Annotated in this window: 18 protein-coding genes and 1 rRNA gene; 9 read left to right on the forward strand and 10 right to left on the reverse strand. The window is 36.6% G+C overall.

Features of this window, described 5'->3' with window-relative positions:
* Positions 1–278: 278 nt before the first annotated feature.
* From J0N78_RS21715 to rpmH, 10 genes are all read right to left on the reverse strand, one after another.
* Complete coding sequence (locus tag J0N78_RS21715) at positions 279–1,130, reverse strand: ParB/RepB/Spo0J family partition protein (RefSeq protein ID WP_209125214.1); 852 nt, start codon at positions 1,128–1,130, stop codon at positions 279–281.
* A complete protein-coding gene (locus J0N78_RS21720) occupies positions 1,111–1,884 on the reverse strand; it encodes a ParA family protein (RefSeq protein WP_209125215.1) in 774 nt (257 codons plus the stop codon). The genes J0N78_RS21715 and J0N78_RS21720 overlap by 20 nt, the downstream gene beginning before the upstream one ends.
* A 349-nt stretch (positions 1,885–2,233) precedes the next feature.
* Positions 2,234–3,121 (reverse strand): nucleoid occlusion protein, encoded by an 888-nt coding sequence (gene noc, locus J0N78_RS21725; RefSeq protein ID WP_209125216.1) that lies wholly within the window; start codon positions 3,119–3,121, stop codon positions 2,234–2,236.
* A gap of 546 nt (positions 3,122–3,667) precedes the next feature.
* Entirely contained in the window at positions 3,668–4,384 is a 717-nt protein-coding gene (rsmG, locus tag J0N78_RS21730; RefSeq protein WP_209125217.1) for a 16S rRNA (guanine(527)-N(7))-methyltransferase RsmG, read from the reverse strand.
* Positions 4,385–4,400: 16 nt separating this feature from the next.
* Positions 4,401–6,290 (reverse strand): tRNA uridine-5-carboxymethylaminomethyl(34) synthesis enzyme MnmG, encoded by a 1,890-nt coding sequence (gene mnmG / locus J0N78_RS21735; RefSeq protein ID WP_209125218.1) that lies wholly within the window; start codon positions 6,288–6,290, stop codon positions 4,401–4,403.
* Between the two features lie 21 nt (positions 6,291–6,311).
* On the reverse strand, positions 6,312–7,688 hold the full coding sequence (gene mnmE, locus J0N78_RS21740) for a tRNA uridine-5-carboxymethylaminomethyl(34) synthesis GTPase MnmE (protein WP_209125219.1): 1,377 nt from the start codon (positions 7,686–7,688) through the stop codon (positions 6,312–6,314).
* Between the two features lie 318 nt (positions 7,689–8,006).
* The gene (gene jag / locus J0N78_RS21745; RefSeq protein ID WP_209125220.1) at positions 8,007–8,627 is read right to left on the reverse strand and encodes an RNA-binding cell elongation regulator Jag/EloR; all 621 of its coding nucleotides are present in this window, start codon (positions 8,625–8,627) and stop codon (positions 8,007–8,009) included.
* The gene (gene spoIIIJ / locus J0N78_RS21750) at positions 8,624–9,391 is read right to left on the reverse strand and encodes a YidC family membrane integrase SpoIIIJ (protein WP_209125221.1); all 768 of its coding nucleotides are present in this window, start codon (positions 9,389–9,391) and stop codon (positions 8,624–8,626) included. Before spoIIIJ ends, jag begins: the two co-directional genes overlap by 4 nt.
* Before the next feature lie 118 nt (positions 9,392–9,509).
* Entirely contained in the window at positions 9,510–9,860 is a 351-nt protein-coding gene (rnpA, locus tag J0N78_RS21755) for a ribonuclease P protein component (RefSeq protein ID WP_209125222.1), read from the reverse strand.
* 113 nt (positions 9,861–9,973) lie between these two features.
* Complete coding sequence (gene rpmH, locus J0N78_RS21760) at positions 9,974–10,111, reverse strand: 50S ribosomal protein L34 (RefSeq protein WP_209125223.1); 138 nt, start codon at positions 10,109–10,111, stop codon at positions 9,974–9,976.
* A gap of 654 nt (positions 10,112–10,765) precedes the next feature.
* Between rpmH and dnaA the strand changes: the two genes are divergently transcribed.
* The 9 genes from dnaA to J0N78_RS21805 all read left to right on the forward strand — a co-directional run.
* Entirely contained in the window at positions 10,766–12,118 is a 1,353-nt protein-coding gene (dnaA, locus tag J0N78_RS21765; protein ID WP_247747479.1) for a chromosomal replication initiator protein DnaA, read from the forward strand.
* A 166-nt stretch (positions 12,119–12,284) separates the two neighbouring features.
* Positions 12,285–13,427, forward strand: a complete 1,143-nt coding sequence (gene dnaN / locus J0N78_RS21770; RefSeq protein ID WP_209125225.1) for a DNA polymerase III subunit beta — start codon at positions 12,285–12,287, stop codon at positions 13,425–13,427.
* A gap of 268 nt (positions 13,428–13,695) precedes the next feature.
* A complete protein-coding gene (gene yaaA / locus J0N78_RS21775) occupies positions 13,696–13,917 on the forward strand; it encodes a S4 domain-containing protein YaaA (protein WP_209125226.1) in 222 nt (73 codons plus the stop codon).
* Positions 13,918–13,930: 13 nt separating this feature from the next.
* Positions 13,931–15,046 carry a DNA replication/repair protein RecF gene (recF, locus tag J0N78_RS21780; RefSeq protein WP_209125227.1) on the forward strand — a complete coding sequence of 372 codons (1,116 nt, stop codon included), beginning with the start codon at positions 13,931–13,933 and terminating at the stop codon, positions 15,044–15,046.
* Positions 15,047–15,055: 9 nt separating this feature from the next.
* Positions 15,056–15,319, forward strand: coding sequence for an extracellular matrix regulator RemB (remB, locus tag J0N78_RS21785; RefSeq protein ID WP_209125228.1), 264 nt, complete (start codon positions 15,056–15,058; stop codon positions 15,317–15,319).
* 67 nt (positions 15,320–15,386) lie between these two features.
* A complete protein-coding gene (gene gyrB / locus J0N78_RS21790; protein WP_209125229.1) occupies positions 15,387–17,303 on the forward strand; it encodes a DNA topoisomerase (ATP-hydrolyzing) subunit B in 1,917 nt (638 codons plus the stop codon).
* Between the two features lie 41 nt (positions 17,304–17,344).
* Positions 17,345–19,894 (forward strand): DNA gyrase subunit A, encoded by a 2,550-nt coding sequence (gyrA, locus tag J0N78_RS21795; protein WP_209125230.1) that lies wholly within the window; start codon positions 17,345–17,347, stop codon positions 19,892–19,894.
* Positions 19,895–20,142: 248 nt separating this feature from the next.
* Positions 20,143–21,222, forward strand: a complete 1,080-nt coding sequence (locus tag J0N78_RS21800; RefSeq protein WP_209125231.1) for an HD-GYP domain-containing protein — start codon at positions 20,143–20,145, stop codon at positions 21,220–21,222.
* A gap of 330 nt (positions 21,223–21,552) precedes the next feature.
* A 16S ribosomal RNA gene (locus J0N78_RS21805) occupies positions 21,553–21,621 on the forward strand; the annotation flags it as partial.

The following is a 21,621-nucleotide window of genomic DNA, read 5'->3' on the forward strand; positions in this document are numbered from 1 at the left end:
GAAAGTTTATCTTAAGTCCACATCTTAAAGCAAAAAATTAGTCCTTAATTTAAGAAATGCATAAGCGCCCGTTCAGCGGCGTATATCCTTACGCCTTCCGTATGAGATAAAAGAAACACGGCGAGTGCTAACGAGGCAATGTTGACTTATCATAAGGAGGAGAGCAAAGTCCACTAGACGCTGGGTGCTGATGCTAGACACACTTGAAATTTATACACCCCTATCTAAGAATAAAGAAAAGCCATCAATATTTGATGACTCTATCCTACTACTTTTTATCATTCATTTTCTCTATCTAATAATACTAATATTCGCTCAAGATCATCTTCTGAGAAAAAATCAATTTCTATTTTTCCTTTATGTTTACCTTTTTTGATTGTAACTGATGTTCCAAAAAAATTCCGTAGTGACTCTTCTTTCGACTTTAAAAACGGAGATTTCGATTCCTTTTCCTTTTTTGTTTCACGTGAAACATTCTCATTAATTTTTTGGACGAGTTTTTCCAATTCCCTAACACTAAGTTTTTCCTGTAATACTTTTTCAAGTAAAGCCGATAAAGTACTTTTATCCTTTAAACCTAATAGGGCACGACCATGTCCCATAGACAATTTACTATCTTGAATCAATTGTTGTACGACATTTGGAAGTTGTAGTAAACGAAGGTGATTAGCTACATGTGGACGACTTTTACCTAATCGAATGGCCAACTGCTCTTGAGTGACTTGTAAATGTTGCATTAACTTTTCATAAGCGACGGCTTCTTCAATTGGATTTAAATCTTCTCGTTGTAAATTTTCAATTAAAGCTAATTCCATCATTTTTTCTTCGGTTAATTCTCTGACGACAACAGGAACCGTTTCAAGTCCAGCTTCGATAGCAGCTCGGTATCTTCTTTCACCAACTACAATTTCATAGCCTTTAATGCTCTTTCTTACAATTAGTGGTTGAAGAATCCCATGATTTTGAATTGATTCCTTCAATTCTTCAAGTGATTTTTCCGAAAAATGTTTTCGAGGCTGATACGGATTGGGACGTAATTCTTTAACCTTTACTTCTTGAACCTTCTCTTCTTTTTCATTAGCTGCTTCTGGAAAAAAAGCCTGAAGCCCTTTACCTAACCCTTTGGCCATCAGCTACCACTTCCTTTGCTAATTCTAAATAGACTTCGGCACCTCTCGACTTCGGATCATAAATAATAATAGGTTGACCATGGCTCGGTGCTTCACCTAGTCGAACATTCCGTGGAATGATCGTTTGAAATACTTTTTCACGGAAATACTTCTTCACTTCATCAATGACTTGAATACCAAGGTTTGTCCTAGCATCTAACATTGTCAACAGAACACCTTCGATTTCTAAGTCGGTATTTAAATGTTTTTGCACGAGTCTTACCGTATTTAATAACTGACTTAATCCTTCCAACGCATAATACTCGCATTGAACAGGAATCAAAACAGAGTCAGCCGCTGTTAAAGCGTTGATTGTTAATAATCCTAATGAAGGCGGACAATCAATAATCATATAATCATACTCTTCAGCTACTGTCGACAAAGCCCGTTTTAAGCGAACTTCACGAGAAATGGTAGGGACTAACTCAATTTCTGCTCCAGATAACTGTATGGTTGAAGGAATAATATGTAGGTTTTCTACATTCGTTACTTTAATTACTTCATTTGTAGGAACATCTTCAACTAAAATATCATAAACACATTGATCAACATCGCCCTTTTCTACCCCAGCACCACTCGTGGCATTCCCCTGAGGATCGATGTCTACTAGTAAAACTTTTTTTCCGATATATGCTAAGCAGGCGCTTAAGTTAACTGCAGTTGTGGTTTTTCCAACCCCACCTTTCTGGTTGGCTACCGCAATGATTTTCCCCATCCTGACACCTTCTTTCTTCTCAAAAACACACTTTCAATTTCATTTTATCACGAAATGTTTTTTATTGTTTTCTTTAATTAAAATTTTTTTCTATTTTCCTTCTATTCTCCTAATTAAGAAAAGCGGAAGCGTCCGTTTAGCGACGTATGGACTGGAGCCCCACCGTATGAGATAAAGGAAACACGGCGAGAGTCATCGAGACGATGTTGACTTATCGTAAGGAGGAGGAGCGAAGTCCACTAGACGCTGGACGCTGCAGCTAGACAAAGAAAAGCGGAAGGGGCCTGCTGATCGACGTATGGACTGGAGCCTGTCGATCCAAAAAAAAATAATCTATCATAATGATAGATTATTTCTTCGGAATCCGAATCGTAAATTGATAAAATTCATCATTTTCTTCCTCTGCCGTATCTACGGCTAATCCAGTTTTCATAACCATGTCTACCGATTGCCTAATCGTGTTCATAGCAATACGCATATCTTTTGAATATAGCTTATGTTTTGGCTTTTTCTTTTTAGTAGGATTTTCAGCAGCTTCTAGTTTAGCTTTTACTCGCTCTTCTGTTTGCTTAACATTTAACCCTTTTTCGATTATCTCTGCTAAAATTTGCTCTTGCCATTCATCGTTTTTTAATGAGATTAATGCTCTAGCATGTCTTTCCGTAATTTTCCGTTCTAAAATGGCATCTTGAACAGACTGCGGCAAATGAAGCAGTCGTAGTTTATTCGCAATTGTAGACTGTCCTTTACCTAATCTCTGCGCAAGACTTTCTTGTGTAAGTCCGTGCAATTCCAGCAGTTTCGCATAAGCAATGGCCTCTTCAATAGCAGTTAAACCTTCACGTTGTAAGTTTTCTATTAATGCGACAGATGCTGTTTGTGAATCATTAAACTCCTTTATGATGGCAGGAATCGTAGCCCACCCTAAACTAGTTACAGCCCTCCAACGTCTTTCACCAGCAATCAATTCATATTGACCGTCTCGTTGACGCACAACGATCGGCTGAATCACACCATGTGTTTTTATCGTTTGTGCTAATTCTTCAATTCTCTCATTATCAAAAACAGTACGTGGCTGAAAACGATTTGGAACAATTTCATGAATAGGAATTTGTTTCACTTCTTCTTTTTCTTCTTTTTCATCACGTGCTTCACTTTCTCCTCTTTCTTCACCTGTTTCCACTTCTTCTTCATTTCTCTCTCCGAAGCCGAATAGGCGTGAAAACGGCTGTTTCATCGCCTGACACCACCTTCTGAATAATACCGTCTATATTATAGAGGTTGTTCAAATAGTCCTGGAAAAATAGCTGTCGAATCTCTTCGTTATCTTGCTTCTGCGCTCCTCATGTATTAAAAACATACACTGTGCTGCTCGAAGCTTCGCCGCCTCGATCTTCTTGGCTCTTTTTGTCCTCCTTTTTGAACACATATTTATATTTAATTTCGATAGGATCATACAAAGTTCCTGCTATTATCTTATAAGTCTTTTATATCTTGGTTTTAATTGCTACGTCAAGTATTTATTCCTATTTCAATGTTTCACGTGAAACATCTTCCATCTCAATTCCTGCTATGAAACTAGTACATATGTCTATCTTATTTATAAACTAAAACTATTATTTTACATTTATTGGTAATTTCATATAATAATAATAATTACTAAAACAAAAATGGTTCAAAAAAGCTGAGCTGTTGTACTTCTATTCAATAATAAAACTATAAAGTATTCATTTCTACAACAGCCCACTAAATTCCCTGCCAAAAGAAGGAATTTTTAAAAATATTATATAATTGGTTGCTTATTTGGAGTTCCCGGTTTTCTAGGATACTTATTAGGTGTTGATTTTAATTTTTCTACAATGATTATATGACGTTCACTTTCTTCAAACGGTAGCAAGAAACGTTCGTCCTTCACAAGCTTGCCACCTAATAAAGAAATTGCCTTTTTCCCCTCTTTTAATTCTTCACTTGCTCCTGCACCTTTCATTGCAATAAATGTACCGCTAACCTTAACTAAAGGGAGACAAAGTTCAGAGAGTACAGGCATCCTTGCTACAGCTCGAGCCATAACTATATCATATTTTTCTCGGTGATCTTTATTTTTCCCAAATAATTCAGCTCGGTCATGGAAGAATGATACATCGTCTAAATGTAAGCGATCAGCCAAATGATTTAAAAAACCAATCCGTTTATTTAATGAATCGACGATACTAACGTGAAGCTGTGGAAAGCAAATTTTCAATGGGATACTCGGAAAGCCAGCACCTGCTCCTACGTCTATTATCTTAGACGGCTTTGAAAAATCATAATAAAATGCGGCTGAAATCGAATCAAAGAAATGCTTTAAGTACACTTCATTTTCTTCAGTGATCGCTGTCAAGTTCATTTTTTCATTCCACTCAACTAATGTTTGGTAATAAATATTGAATTGTTCAAGTTGTGTAGGAGAAAGAGAGATCCCCTTCTCCTCAACCATACGCTGAAACTGTTCTTTACTCATAGATCCTCCAAATTGATTAAGATGGCTTTACCTTTGCAAGTCGACCTTGCTCTAAATACACAAGTAAAATTGAAATATCCGCTGGGTTGACTCCGGATACTCGTGAAGCTTGGCCGACAGATAACGGACGAACTTGACTTAACTTTTGTTTCGCCTCTGTCGCTAATCCTGAAATTGCATGATAGTCTAGATCTTCTGGAATTTTTTTATCTTCCATTTTCATCGCTCGTTCGACCTGTTGTAACTGTTTTTCGATGTAACCCTCATATTTAATTTGAATTTCTACTTGCTCTTGAACATCATCTGATATTTCTTTTTCTGCCGGAGCAAGCTCGTGGATATGAGAATAATTGATTTCAGGCCTTTTTAATAAGTGCAATGCACGGACTGCATCATGCAAAGGAGAGGACTGCGCAGCACTCAATAAGGCCTGCACATCGTCACTTGGCTTGATTATCACAGCCTCTAACCGCTTCTTCTCTTCTTCTATTAGCATTTTCTTCTCTTTAAATCGCTCATACCGTTCTTCAGGAATAAGTCCAATATCGTACCCGACATCAGTGAGTCGTAAATCAGCATTGTCATGTCGTAATAACAAACGGTGCTCTGCACGTGACGTGAGCAGACGATACGGCTCATTTGTTCCTTTCGTTACTAAATCATCAATAAGTACTCCGATATAAGCCTGTGAGCGGTCAAGAATAATGCCATCTTTTCCCTGGGAATATCTTGCCGCATTGATCCCAGCAACAATGCCTTGACCAGCAGCCTCTTCATAGCCAGATGTTCCATTAATTTGACCTGCTGTAAATAGCCCTGACACTTTCTTTGTTTCAAGCGTCGGCCATAATTGTGTTGGAACAATCGCATCATACTCAATCGCATACCCAGGACGCATCATTCGTACATTTTCAAGACCAGGAATTGTCTTTAACATATTTAGCTGTACATCTTCAGGTAAACTTGTAGAAAACCCTTGTACATAAACTTCACTCGTATTACGCCCTTCAGGTTCTAAGAAAATTTGATGGCGAGGTTTATCATTAAACCGCACAACCTTATCTTCAATCGAAGGACAATACCTTGGACCTGTTCCTTCAATCACACCAGAGTACATCGGTGACCGGTGTAAATTATTATTAATAATATGATGAGTATCTTCACTCGTGTATGTTAACCAACAAGGTAATTGATCCGTAATGTATTTTGTCGTTTCATAAGAAAACGATCGAGGGACATCATCACCAGGCTGTATTTCCGTTTTCGAATAATCAATCGTACTACTATTGACCCGTGGTGGTGTTCCTGTTTTAAAACGTACCATTTCAAACCCTAGCTCTTTAAGGTGATACGAGAGCTTCACCGATGGCTGCATATTGTTAGGACCACTTTCGTACGCTAAATCCCCGAGAATGATCTTCCCTCTTAAATATGTTCCTGTCGTAATTATGACAGCTTGAGCACGGTATTCTGCACCTGTATTCGTAATGACGCCTTTACAAACACCATCTTCGACAATTAGCCGATCAACCATACCTTGCCGAAGCAATAGGTTTTCTTCATCTTCAAGTGTTTTTTTCATTTCATGCTGGTACATAAATTTATCCGCTTGAGCTCGTAATGCACGTACAGCAGGACCTTTCCCTGTATTTAACATACGCATTTGGATATGTGTTTTATCAATATTTCGACCCATCTCGCCGCCTAAAGCATCAATTTCCCGGACAACAATCCCTTTCGCTGGTCCCCCGACAGAAGGGTTACACGGCATATAAGCGACTGCATCTAAATTTAAAGTTAGAATAAGGGTGTTTGCACCCATTCGCGCTGCTGCAAGCGCTGCTTCACAGCCTGCATGGCCAGCACCGATAACAATAACGTCAAATTCACCACCTTGATACTGCATGTGGTTTTCATCTCCTTTTTATTATTTCCCTAAACAGAACTGAGAAAATAATTGATCAATCAAACTTTCGTGTACACTGTCACCGATGATTTCACCCAATAATTCCCACGTCCGTGTAATATCTATTTGAACCATGTCTACAGGCATACCATTTTCAATTGCCTGGATCGCATCATTTACTGATTTCTTCGCTTGATTTAAAAGCGCAATATGTCGTGAATTGGAAACATACGTTACATCTTCCCCTTCAATCCCTGCAACAAAGAACAATTCTTTAATGGCCTCTTCTAGTTCATCGACACCTTCATCTCGTAATAACGACGTTGTGACAACTGGTCGACCCTTAGAAAGCTGTTTCACCCGCTCAAGATCAATTTTTTGAGGTAAATCGGTTTTATTTACGATGATAATGGCATCCATACCGTCAATTGTTTGTAATAATGCTTCATCTTCTATTGTTAATTCTTCACTATAATTCAACACTAACAATATAAGTTGTGCTGCTTTTAATGCTTGACGAGACCGTTCGACCCCAATTTTTTCAACAATATCTTCCGTTTCACGGATTCCCGCTGTATCAATTAACCGTAATGGAACACCTCTGACATTGACGTACTCTTCAATAACATCTCGTGTTGTTCCTGGAATATCGGTTACAATCGCTTTATTTTCATGGACTAAACTATTTAGTAAAGAGGATTTTCCAACATTTGGTCTCCCGATAATTGCCGTTGCAAGGCCTTCTCTTAATATTTTTCCTTGTGCTGCCGTATCTAATAGCTTGACAATTTCTAGGTGAACAAACTGGGCCTTTTCGAGCAATAACTGATTCGTCATCTCTTCAGCATCGTATTCAGGATAATCGATATTTACTTCGACGTGAGCAACGGTTTCTAATAACGCTTGACGTAATGTTTTAATTTTTTTCGAAAGACGTCCATCTAATTGACCTAGAGCAACATTCATCGCTCGATCCGTTTTTGCTCGAATTAAATCAATGACTCCTTCTGCCTGTGACAAATCAATTCTTCCATTTAAAAATGCTCGTTTGGTAAATTCCCCAGGCTCCGCTAATCGCGCCCCTTCATTTAACACGAGCTGCAATACACGATTGACAGATACTAATCCACCATGACAATTGATTTCGACAATATTTTCACGCGTAAACGTTCTTGGTCCTTTTAATACAGAAACCATTACTTCTTCAACTTTGGTCTCTGTATTCGGATCAATAATATATCCATAGTGGATCGTATGACTTTCAACCTCCACTAACCGTTTTTTTCCTTTAAAAATTTTATCTGCAATTTTTATCGCTTCGTCACCTGATAGTCTAACGATCGCAATCGCTCCCTCTCCCATCGGTGTCGATATTGCAGCAATAGTATCGAATTCCATTCTGTCACCTCTTTTCTAACCATGATCTTATATGATAAATAATTTTTATTGTGTTTATCGTTCAACATACTTCCCTAAATTAATAGAATACCACATATTGCCGTTCAAAAAAAGATATCAACAACTCTCCTTCTATTTTAACCTATCTTTCCTTAAGAAAAACATTATCCACATGTGGATAATGTTTTTTCAATCAACAACATTCATATACTCATTACAATTATTACTGCGGTAAGCTCAAAATTTATTCTTTCTTATTCGTTAAAAAAAGTGCCTGACACCTCTTCTAGAGATACACAGACACTTATTGGTTCTTTTTTATTTATTTGGATTAATAACAATATATCTCCGAGGCTCTTGTCCTTCAGAGTATGTTGCTATCCCTTTAATATTTTGAAGTGCAGTATGAATTACTTTCCGTTCATGAGCATGCATAGGCTCTAATTTGACCGGCTTTTTCGTTTGGATCGCTTTCTTTGCAAGTCGATCAGCTAATTGCTCTAACGACTGCTTTCTTCGTTCGCGATAGTTTTCTGCATCTAGGCGAATCCGTAAAAAGCCATCTGAATTTCGATTAGCCACTAAATTCACTAGATACTGAAGCGAATCCAACGTTTGCCCTCTTCTTCCAATCAGTGTACCAATTTGCTCACCCTGTAAGTCAAAAATGGTCTCTCGATTTTCCGTTTTTATGTCGATATTCACTTGGACACCCATTTTTTCGATTAAGACTTGGAGAAAATCCATCGCCTCTTCGACCGAATTGGGTTTTAATTTAACTTCAACCACTGCTGGCTTACCGCCAAAAAGTCCAAATAATCCTTTTTGAGGTTGTTCCATCACTTGAATCTCTACTTCATCTCTTGTTGTATTTAGTTCTACTAATGCTTTTTGAACAGCTTCTTCAACAGTTTTTCCAGATGCAGTCACTTTTTTCACTTCTTCTTTCCCCCTGCACTTACTGGTTCTTCTTTTTTCCCTGCATTCGGGCCGGTAATAAAGTAAGTTTGTGCAATCATAAATAAGTTACCTACTACCCAATATAATGTTAACGCTGCTGGGAAGAACATCGCAAATACAAAAATCATGATCGGCATCATGTATAATAAAATTTTCATTTGCGGATTATCCGTTACCATCATCAATTTTTGCTGAACGAAAGTAGTAATACCAGCTATCAACGGAAGTATAATTGGATCAGGAACATCAAGATAGAACCATAAGAATTGCTGATGTCCAATTTCCTGTGTACGCATAATAGCATGATAAAATGCAAGCAAGATCGGCATTTGAATAAATAAAGGTAAACAACCAGCTAAGGGATTGACTCCTTTTTCCTGGAACATTTTCATTGTTTCCTGTTGAAGCTTCTGTTGTGTCTTTTGATCTTTTGCACTATATTTCTCACGTAACTTTTGCATTTCTGGCTGTATCGCTTGCATTGCTTTTGCACTTTTCGTTTGTTTGATCATTAATGGTAGAATTAATGTACGTAGCAAAATAGTAACTACTATAATAGCCAGACCAAAACTATCATTAAAAAAATCTGCAAAATAAATGATTAACCAAGATAATGGATATACAAGGTAGCGATCCCAAACACCAGTACTTTCAGCATTAATCGGCTCTTCTAAGTCAAAACACCCTGTAAGAAGAACAAGCATACTGACAAGCAACAAGGTTAAACCAAGCTTTCTCGACACCTACATTTCCTCCTTGTCATTCACCAAATCTACATTTTAGAGGTTGTCCAAAAAGAAAAATAAATTTCATCCTCCTTTTTGGACATAAAATTTTTATTAAAGTTGAGTACCGCCATTATCATCTATTATCTTTTAAAAACACACCAGCTTTTTTAGACACATGAACTAGACTTTTTTCCATTTCAAAAAAGTCCATTTCTGCTGTCGGTTTCCTGGCAATAACGACATAGTCTTTATCCTGTAACAGCTTGTCTTCATATTGATGAAACCACTCACGTATGATTCGTTTAATTCTGTTTCGCATAACAGCATTACCTACTCGCTTGCTCACAGATAATCCGATTCGAAAATGAGTTTGTCCCTCCTTATGAAGCACATACAAGACAAACTGACGGTTAGCAACGGAATTCCCTTTATTAAATATCATAGAGAACTCTTCATTTTTCTTAATACGAAAAGCTTTCTTCATCCGTTACACCCCAACGATCTTTTATTACAATTATTTATTCTACCAAAAAAGAGCCACATTTAGACCTCTGCCGTCCTTTTTTAGTGAAAAAGACCACTGAAGATTCCAGTGGCCTATGCAGATAAAACTTTTCTTCCCTTACGACGACGACGAGCTAAAACTTTACGACCGTTTGGTGTGCTCATGCGCGCACGGAAGCCGTGAACTTTCTTACGCTTTCGGTTATTTGGTTGAAACGTTGGTTTTCCCATCTATAACACCTCCCTGAGGATATACTCAACATAGACATTCTTGTAAATTATAAGGAACATAACAGCTAATTGTCAAGTACACCTCTACAATTCTCTTTACTGTTAAATCTTTCAATACCATCGATCAGCACCAGTTCATTTTCTGAAATAATCTTCTTATATCAACTTGTGGATAACATTTATCGACAAGTTTTGACTTTTCCTCAAGTTTATTTACAACCTATACACATCATCTAGTGTTGTGGGCAAATTCTAAACACAAGTACTAGTATTCTGTGGATAAATCGATAAAACCGTTGCAACACCTAATATTTTTTGCTATTATATATTTGTTTTCACCCGTGGATATTTTTATTTAATTTTTACCTTATCCACAACCTGTGAATAAACCTGTGGATAGTTATTAGAGGGTGTTTATTATCTTATCCACACAGTGTTTATATTTTATAATACGACGCTTTTCTACTATATTATACATTTTTTCCACATATGCTGTGTATTGCATACTTATTCATTCGTTTAAAAACTGCATTATACAAAGCTTGTACAGTAGAAAAAAGCTACTATCCTATAAAAACTTGGATACAAGCCAAGTTTTTATTTAATTTTTATGAAAGTCGGAATTCATCCTTAAAGAAAAGGAGGGAACAATCTTTGGAGAACATAAACGATTTATGGGACCGAGCTCTAGCTGCGATGGAAGTTAAAGTGAGCAAGCCAAGTTTTGAAACTTGGTTAAAGGCTACAAAAGCAAATAACATTGAAAGTGATACGATCATAATCACAGCACCTAATGAGTTTGCAAGGGATTGGTTAGAAAATCGTTATTCAAGTATTATTTCTGAAACGTTAGAGGATATTACTGGATCCGAATTAAATGTTAAATTTATTATTCCCAAAAATCAGTTAGAAGATGATTTTCTAGTTGAGCCGGAAGTTAAAAAGTTGCCTAAGGATCCTCTACCATCAAATGGTGATATCCCTAAAAGCATGCTAAACCCAAAATACACATTTGATACTTTTGTTATTGGATCAGGGAACCGCTTTGCTCATGCTGCATCTCTTGCCGTTGCTGAGGCACCAGCAAAAGCATATAACCCCTTATTTATATATGGTGGAGTAGGTTTAGGAAAAACACACTTAATGCACGCGATTGGCCATTATGTCATTGATCATAATCCGAATGCAAAAGTTGTCTATTTATCTTCAGAAAAGTTTACAAATGAGTTTATTAACGCAATACGTGACAATAAAGCTGTTCATTTTCGCAATAAATATCGAAATGTGGATGTGCTTTTAATAGATGATATTCAGTTCTTAGCTGGAAAAGAACAAACTCAAGAAGAGTTTTTCCATACATTTAATGCGTTACATGAAGAAAGTAAGCAAATTGTCATTTCAAGTGATCGTCCACCGAAAGAAATTCCGACATTGGAGGATAGATTACGTTCTCGTTTTGAGTGGGGACTAATAACTGATATTACGCCTCCTGACTTAGAGACACGGATTGCAATTTTAAGGAAAAAAGCAAAAGCAGAAAATTTAGATATCCCTAATGAAGTAATGCTATATATTGCAAATCAAATCGACACGAACATTCGTGAATTAGAGGGAGCTCTTATTCGAGTAGTCGCTTATTCATCCTTGATTAACCAAGATATGAATGCTGACTTAGCTGCTGATGCATTAAAAGATATTATTCCTAATTCCAAACCAAAAGTACTAACAATCATTGATATTCAAAAAGCAGTTGGAGAACACTATAGTGTCAAATTAGATGATTTTAAAGCAAAGAAACGAACAAAATCTGTTGCTTTTCCTCGTCAAATTGCGATGTATTTATCTCGTGAGTTGACAGATGCTTCTTTACCTAAAATCGGTAGTGAATTTGGAGGCCGAGATCATACAACAGTCATTCACGCTCATGAAAAAATTTCAAAATTGCTTACGACAGATCATGAACTTCAACAAAAAATCCAAGAGATCATCGAGCAGCTTAGAAATTAAATTGTGACTTTTGTGAATAACTCACCCTAGCCTATGCACACATTATCCACATGTGTATAGGCTTTATCTTTCGCTTCTTTTTATACTTATCCACAAATTCACAAGCCCTACTACTATTACTATTACTTTTTTAATAAAAATAAATTAATAATAAAGGTGATCAATCATGCAATTTGTAATTAATAGAGATCGATTCGTACATAGCGTTCAACATGTATCAAAAGCTGTATCTTCGCGAACAACAATTCCGATTTTAACGGGTATAAAAATTGTTGCTACAAAAGAAGGTGTCACATTAACGGGAAGTGATTCAGATATTTCGATCGAAAGCTTTATTCCAACAGAAGAAAACGAAAAAATTTTAGTTGAAGTATTAGCCGAAGGAAGTATCGTTCTCCAAGCAAAATATTTTACAGAAATCGTTAAAAAACTACCGGATAATCAAATTGAAATCTCAGTTCAAGACCAATTTGCGACAACGATTCGTTCAGGGTCTGCTGTTTTTAATTTGAATGGATTAGATCCTGAAGAGTATCCTCGATTACCACAAGTCGAAGAGCATCATGTTTTTCGATTACCACAAGATTTATTAAAAAATATTATTCGACAAACAGGATTCGCAGTGTCCACTCAGGAAACACGACCGGTGTTGACAGGTGTAAACTTAACAGTGGAAAATAGCGAGTTGACCTGTACTGCAACAGATAGCCATCGTCTAGCGTTAAGAAAAGCAAATGTAGAAACAACTAACAGTGATTTACATTTTGAAAATGTTGTAATTCCTGGGAAGAGCTTAAGTGAATTAAGTAAGGTGTTAGAAGATAGCGATGAGTTAATTGATGTTGTTGTTACTGAAAGTCAAGTATTGTTTCGGTTAAAAAATTTATTGTTTTTCTCTAGGTTGTTAGACGGAAAGTACCCAGTAACCAAAAATATGATTCCGACCCATTCGAAAACTGAATTTAAAATTAACACAAAGCCATTTTTACAAACGTTAGAAAGAGCTTTGTTACTTTCAAGAGAAGGTAAAAATAATGTCATTAATTTAAAGACACTTGAAGAGAATGAAATTGAAATTACATCAATTACACCAGAGATTGGGAAAGTTACAGAAAAAATAAAAAGTAACGGGTTAAACGGTGAGGAACTAAGAATTTCCTTTAATGGTAAAAATGTTATAGATGCGTTGAAGGTTGTTGATAGTGAGGAGATTCATATTGTATTTACTGGAGCGATGAGTCCATTTGTAATCCGCCCGACAGAGCATGAATTAGCGCTTCATTTATTTTCACCTGTCAGAACGTATTAATGATGAACAGCTATTGGCGTTCTACTAATAGTTTAGTACAATAGAGATAAAGAAACTTGATTACCCAAATAAAAAGTAAAGGGAAACGGATGAATAACAGCAATTGCCGAAGAGATTGCTGTTTTATCTTTGCGCTTGAAGAAAGTTAAAAATTTTTTAGAGAAATAAAGAAATATATTGACGTTTACCATTTTCTGTAGGAATTATTTTTTTCTAACTTTAAATTGCACTCTATGGTATTTAAAATCAAAGGAAGTGAGAGATCTCTATGCCAAAAGAAATCGTCATTGATTCTGAATATATTACTTTAGGTCAACTACTTAAAGAAATTGGTGTAATTGATACGGGCGGTATGGCGAAATGGTTTTTATCAGAACATGAAGTTGTTGTAAACGACGAACTAGAAGGCCGCCGTGGGAAAAAATTATATAACAATGATCAAATCACTATTCCAACAGTAGGTACGTTTAAGATAGTGACCGAACCTTAAGGGGGATTTCCCTTTGCACATAAAAGAACTCGCAGTAAAGAATTACCGTAATTATGAAAAGGTACAATTAGCATTCGAAGATCAAGTGAATGTGATCTTAGGTGAAAATGCACAAGGTAAAACAAATTTAATTGAAGCGATCTATGTTTTAGCGATGGCTAAGTCACATCGAACCGCTCGTGATAAAGAATTAATTTATTGGAATGAAGAGTTTGCAAAAATAGAAGGGAAGCTTGAAAAGCGAAATGGACCTTTTTCACTAGATGTTATTATTTCTTCAAAAGGTAAAAAAGTAAAAATAAATAGTCTTGAGCAGCGGAAATTAAGTGAATACATCGGTGCTGCAAATGTCGTTATGTTTGCTCCTGAAGATTTAAATTTAGTAAAAGGTGCTCCTCAAGTGAGGAGACGTTTTATTGATATGGAAATTGGTCAGATTAACCCGCTTTATCTATTTCATTTAGGGAAGTACCAAAAAATTCTTCAACAACGAAATCACCTTCTAAAAGAGTTGCAAAAAAATAAAGGTAATAAAGTCATGCTAGATGTTTTAACGGCCCAGCTTATATCTGAGGCTGTGAAAGTGATCGCAAAGCGTTTTGAATTTCTCGCATTACTTCAAACTTGGGCAGAAGAAATCCATAAGGAGATTAGTCGAGGAAAAGAAATGCTACTTCTCCAATATAAACCATCTATTAACGTATCAGAAAAGATGGAATTGTCGAAAATAGGAGAAGAACTCTATGTCGGATTTGAAAAAGTAAAAGAAAGAGAGATCCAAAGAGGTACAACTCTTGTTGGTCCACACCGCGATGATATTGGTTTTCTAGTAAATGAAATGGACGTCCAAACGTATGGTTCTCAAGGACAACAACGGACGACGGCATTGTCTGTTAAGTTAGCTGAAATCGAACTGATTCATTCAAAGGTTGGTGAATACCCTATTCTTCTGTTAGATGATGTCCTATCAGAATTAGATGATTATCGTCAATCTCATTTATTAAACACGATCCAAGGGAAAGTCCAAACGTTTGTAACGACAACGAGTGTTGATGGGATTGATCATCAAACCTTAAAGCAAGCAGCCACATATCGTGTGTGTCAAGGTCAAGTAGAGAAGAAGAATTGAGGTGATCTTTTGTTTATTCATTTAGGTGGAGATACGGTTATTCGCTCCAAAGATGTTGTTGCGATATTAAATAGTGATATGAAAGAGTCTTCGGGAATAACAAAAGAGTTTATTAATGCACATTATAAAGCCAATTACGTTATCCAAATTTCAGAAGAAATAACTAAATCGATTGTAATAACAAAAGAAAAGGTCTATTATTCCCCTATTTCTTCTGTAACTTTAAAGAGGAGAGCACAAGTTGTTTCTGAGCTTGAAAGCTATGCGGATTAATCGCTTAATAGTGACGGGGTAAAAATTGAACAGTGATATCCACTGATAAGAAGTGAAGGTGAAGAAATTGACGATTGAACAACAACATTCATACGATGAAAGTCAAATACAGGTGCTAGAAGGATTAGAAGCCGTAAGAAAACGACCGGGAATGTATATTGGCTCTACCAGCATACGTGGCTTACACCATTTAGTCTGGGAAATCGTTGATAATAGTATTGATGAGGCAATGGCCGGTTATTGTGATACGATTTCAATTACGATTGAAGAAGATAATAGTATCACAGTGGAAGATAATGGGCGTGGAATTCCAGTAGGAATACAGGAAAAAATGGGTAGACCTGCAGTAGAAGTTATTATGACCGTTCTTCATGCGGGCGGAAAATTTGGTGGCGGTGGATATAAAGTATCTGGTGGATTACACGGTGTAGGTGCTTCTGTTGTAAATGCTTTATCTACTTGGCTAGAAGTTACGGTTTCTCGTGATGGAAAAATCCACCATCAAAAGTATGAACGTGGGGTTCCACAATGTGATCTTCAAATTATTGGTGATACAGAAAAACGCGGAACGAAAGTCCACTTTAAACCTGACCCTGAAATTTTTAGAGAAACAACGGTTTATGAATACGATACACTAGCGACAAGAGTACGGGAACTTGCATTCTTAAACCGTGGTTTAACAATTATTATTACTGACAATCGTCCAGAAGGGAAATCGGCAAAATTCTACTATGAAGGTGGGATCGCATCATTTGTCGAGCATCTTAACCGAACAAAAGAAACACTTCATGAAGAACCTATTTTTATAGAGGGTGAAAAAGACGGTTTAAATGTTGAAATTGCCGTTCAATACAATGATGGGTATACAAGTAACATTTATTCCTTTGCAAATAACATTAGTACACACGAAGGCGGAACCCATGAATCGGGATTTAAAACAGGTCTGACTCGTGTGATTAATGACTATGCAAGAAAGCATAATTTATTTAAAGAAAATGATCCGAACCTAACAGGTGAAGATGTCCGAGAAGGTTTAACGGCTATAATCTCAGTTAAAATACCTGATCCGCAATTTGAAGGACAAACGAAAACGAAGTTAGGAAATAGTGAAGCACGTACGATTACCGATTCTTTATTTTCAGAGCACTTTGCGAGATTTTTATCAGAAAATCCAAATGTAGCCAAGAAAATTGTCGAAAAAGGTTTAATGGCTTCGAGAGCACGAGAAGCAGCTAAGAAAGCCCGCGAACTAACCCGAAGAAAAAGTGCGCTAGAAGTGAGTTCACTACCTGGAAAATTAGCGGACTGTTCTTCAAAAGATGCATCCATTAGTGAGATTTATATCGTTGAGGGTGATTCTGCAGGAGGATCTGCAAAACAAGGGCGAGACCGTCATTTCCAAGCGATTTTACCGCTACGCGGAAAAATTATTAATGTTGAAAAAGCAAGACTCGATAAAATTTTAGCAAATAATGAAATCCGAGCGATCATCACTGCCCTTGGAACGGGAATTGGTGACGATTTTAATATTGAAAAAGCTCGTTACCATAAAATAATTATTATGACGGATGCCGATGTGGACGGCGCACATATTCGTACCTTAATTTTAACGTTTTTCTATCGTTATATGCGTCCAATTATTGAAAAGGGCTATATTTATATTGCGCAGCCACCGCTTTACAAAGTGCAACAAGGTAGAGATATTCAATATGCATACAATGATAAAGAATTAGAAGTTATTTTAAGTAATATCCCTGATAAATCAAAGCCGGGCATTCAGCGTTATAAAGGTTTAGGAGAAATGAATCCTGAACAGCTCTGGGAAACGACAATGGATCCATCAACTAGAACGGTATTACAAGTTACATTAGAGGATGCGATGAAAGCTGATGAGGTCTTTGAAATACTTATGGGAGACAAGGTAGAGCCAAGACGAGATTTCATCCAAGAAAATGCTCAGTATGTAAAGAATTTAGATATATAAAAATTTACTCGGCTCGAAACGGATATATTGGAGGTTTCTAAATGGAAGAACAGGACCGTTCAAGAGTTAAAGAAATAAATATTAGTCAAGAAATGAAGTCATCATTTTTAGACTATGCGATGAGTGTTATCGTAAGTCGTGCGCTACCTGACGTTCGTGACGGATTAAAGCCTGTTCATCGCAGAATTTTGTATGCGATGAATGAACTTGGAATGACGTCAGATAAAGCATATAAGAAATCAGCACGTATCGTCGGAGAGGTTATTGGTAAATACCACCCTCACGGCGATTCAGCTGTGTATGAAACAATGGTAAGAATGGCACAAAACTTTAGTTATCGCTATATGTTAATTGATGGCCATGGAAACTTCGGATCGGTTGATGGGGATGCAGCTGCAGCCATGCGTTATACCGAAGCAAGAATGTCGAAAATTTCAATGGAGCTTGTTCGTGATATCAACAAGGATACAATCGATTATCAAGATAACTATGATGGCTCTGAAAGAGAACCGATTGTTTTACCATCACGCTTTCCAAATTTATTAGTCAACGGGACTTCAGGAATTGCTGTAGGAATGGCAACAAACATTCCACCACATCAACTTGGTGAAGTCATTGATGGAGTACTAGCGGTAAGCCGTGATCCTGAAATTAGTGTGGCTGAATTAATGGAATATATACCTGGACCGGATTTTCCAACAGGAGCAGAAATTGTTGGAATATCAGGAATTAGAAAAGCTTATCAAACTGGTAGAGGTTCAATTACATTACGAGCCAAGTCGCATATTGAAGAAATGCAAAATGGGAAACAGCGAATTATCGTAACGGAAATTCCTTATCAAGTAAATAAAGCGAAGCTTATAGAAAAAATAGCTGAACTTGTACGTGATAAAAAGCTAGATGGAATTACGGATCTTCGTGATGAATCAGACCGTACAGGAATGAGGATTGTTATTGAAGTACGTCGTGATGCCAATGCCAATGTTTTATTAAATAATTTGTTTAAACAAACAGCCCTTCAGACAAGTTACGGTATAAATCTATTAGCGCTCGTTGAAGGACAGCCTAAAGTGTTAAATTTAAAGGAATGTCTTTACCATTATTTAGAGCACCAAAAAGTGGTTATTCGACGCCGTACAGCATTTGAGCTACGAAAAGCTGAAGCCAGAGCTCATATTCTTGAAGGACTTCGTATTGCTTTAGATCATATCGATGAAATTATCTCGTTAATTCGTGGTTCACAAACGACAGAAATCGCACGAAATGGATTAATGGAACGATTTGAATTAAGCTACGAACAAGCTCAAGCAATTCTTGATATGAGACTGCAACGCTTAACCGGTTTAGAACGAGATAAAATTGAGGCAGAATATGCTGAACTCGTTCAACGTATTGCTGAATTAAAAGCAATATTAGCAGATGAAGAAAAAGTATTAGAAATTATTCGAGGAGAATTATTAGAAGTTAAAGAGAAATTTGACGATGAAAGACGTACAGTTATATCGATTGGTGAAGAGTCATTTGAAGACGAAGATTTAATTCCACGTCAAAATATTGTTATTACCTTAACGCACAATGGCTACATCAAGCGACTTCCAATTTCGACATACCGTAGTCAAAAACGAGGCGGAAAAGGAATTCAAGGGATGGGTACAAACGATGATGATTTCGTTCAACACTTATTTACGACGAACTCGCATCATACGATTCTCTTTTTTACGAATAAAGGTAAGGTATATCGTCTAAAAGGTTATGAAATCCCAGAGCTAGGAAGAACTGCGAAGGGCATACCTATTATAAACCTTTTACAAATTGAAAAAGATGAGTACATCAGTACAGTTATTCCTATTGAAGAATTCGATGATAAGCATAATCTATTCTTTATGACGAAGGAAGGAATTTGTAAACGATCACCACTTACTTATTTTGCAAATATTCGTAGAGGTGGATTATTTGCAATTAATTTACGTGATGAAGATGAGTTATTGGGTGTACGATTAACGGATGGAAATCAAGAAATAATCATCGGTACGAAAAGCGGTTTGGCCATTCGTTTCCATGAAGATGACGTTCGTTTAATGGGTCGAACAGCAACAGGTGTAAAAGGTATTACTCTATCTGAAGACGATCGTGTGGTCGGTATGGATATTATTGAAGCAGATCATGATGTACTTATTGTTACTGAAAATGGTTTTGGGAAACGTACAACGATTGACGATTACCGTATTCAACATCGCGGTGGTAAAGGGATTAAAACGTGTAACATTACAGATAAAAATGGACCTGTTGTATCATTAACGGTTGTGTCAAACGATCACGATTTAATGATTATAACGACTGCTGGTATTATCATCCGTCTTCATGTAAGTGAAATTTCACAAATGGGAAGAAATACTCAAGGAGTAACCCTCATACGTGTCGGGGATGAAGGTGAAGTTGCAACAGTTGCAAGAGTAGACATTAATGATGAAGACATTGATGATCGTGATGATGACGATGGTCAAGAAGTTGTAAAGGTCGAGGAAATGACCGAAGAAGAAGAAGTATCAACGGAAGATAATATAGAAGGTGAAAAAGAAGATAAAGAATAAAAAGAGAGGACTTCCTCTCTTTTTTTTGAATCACGGCATATAGGCTACTGCATCTACATTTAAAGTTAGAATAAGGGTGTTTGCACCCATTCGTGCTACTGCAAGCACCGATGAGAATAACGTCAAATTCAACAACTTGATATAAAGATAGACTACTTTTTACACATGACAAAAGAATTAATACTTTGTTTACATATTACTGTCCCTTATAATGGTAATAAAGAAATGGAAAATAGAGGGGAAAATCTATGAAAGTGAAAAGAAATCAATTGCAAGAAGGTTGTATAGTAGCGAATGACTTAACTTTGTTATCAAATCAACCATTTATTAAAAAGAATACAGTGTTAACACAAGATTTAATAGAAATTATTAATGTTTTTTTAGTTGATGTGGTAGATGTTAAAGCCAAGTTAGTTACGGGAGAGAGATTTACACCAAAGGAAATAGTAGAAGAAGATTCCGAATCAAAAACTACAATAGAAGAACCTTTTATCGATATGTATCTTTCAGCAGTCCAAACTTATAAAAAATATTTTCAAGGATGGCAATCAGGGTTGAAGGTTAATATTGGAGACATACGCAAGTTATTTTTACCACTTATTGATAAAGCAATTGAACATCAAAGTGATATTTTAAAGCTCCACCATTACTCTACAAAAGAGGAATACATATATCATCATTCTGTTTTTGTAGGTATTCTTTCTGCTCTAACCGCTAAAAGCTTAAATTTTACGAAGGCTGAATGGATTCAAGTAGGGTTAGCCGGTCTTATGGCTGATGCTGGCATGTCTAAAATTCCAAGTAAAACGATCAAAAAAAATGGTCCTCTTTTAAAAGAAGAGTACGAAGAAATAAAAAAACACCCAATTAATAGTTATAGGATGTTGAAAGGACTAACGGGTATAACGGATACGGTTTTACTTGCCGTTCTTCAACACCATGAACGTGAAGATGGTTCGGGTTATCCGATGCGGACGCAGCCTGAAAAAATTCATGCTTTTAGTCAAATGGTTGCAGTAGCAGATGTATATCATGCGATGACATCAGAAAGGCATTATCGTGCAAAACAATCGCCGTTTAAAGTAATAGAGGCATTAACGCTAGAACAGTTTGGTAAGTTCCAACCGAGTGTCGTACAAGCTCTTACAAATGGGCTGATGAGATATTCAGTTGGTACACAAGTTCGTCTCAGTAATGGGGATATAGCAGAAATCGTGTTTATTAATCAACAATATATAACCCGGCCTATGGTTAAATTAAAAGGTTCTAATGAGATTATTAATCTTAGTACTGAAACATTATTATATGTTGAAGATATTTTAAATTAATTTATTTTAAAGAAAGGGTTGCAATCTAAATGATATATTGTTATAATATTTTTTGTCGCTGAGAGAAACAGCAGACATTTTTAAAAAACTAGTGTCGTAACGTTGACATAACGAATTCTTTCGTGTATAGTATTGAAAGTTGTCGGTATCATGCGACTTTAAAGTTCTTTGAAAACTGAACAAAAAGCCAAGCGAAATAAAGAGATACATGATATCTCGTCAATGTTTTAAAACGTCACAGTGATGAATGATCTTCGATTAAGAACGCGAACGTCCTGTTCGCAACATCGAAGCCACCACATCCTGTGGAAGTGAGCTTAATCAAACACTTTTATGGAGAGTTTGATCCTGGCTCAGGACGAACGCTGGCGGCGTGCCTAATACATGCAAGTCGAGCGG

This window comes from Alkalihalobacillus sp. BA299 (assembly GCF_017745675.1).
GTDB lineage: Bacteria > Bacillota > Bacilli > Bacillales > Bacillaceae_F > Alkalihalobacterium.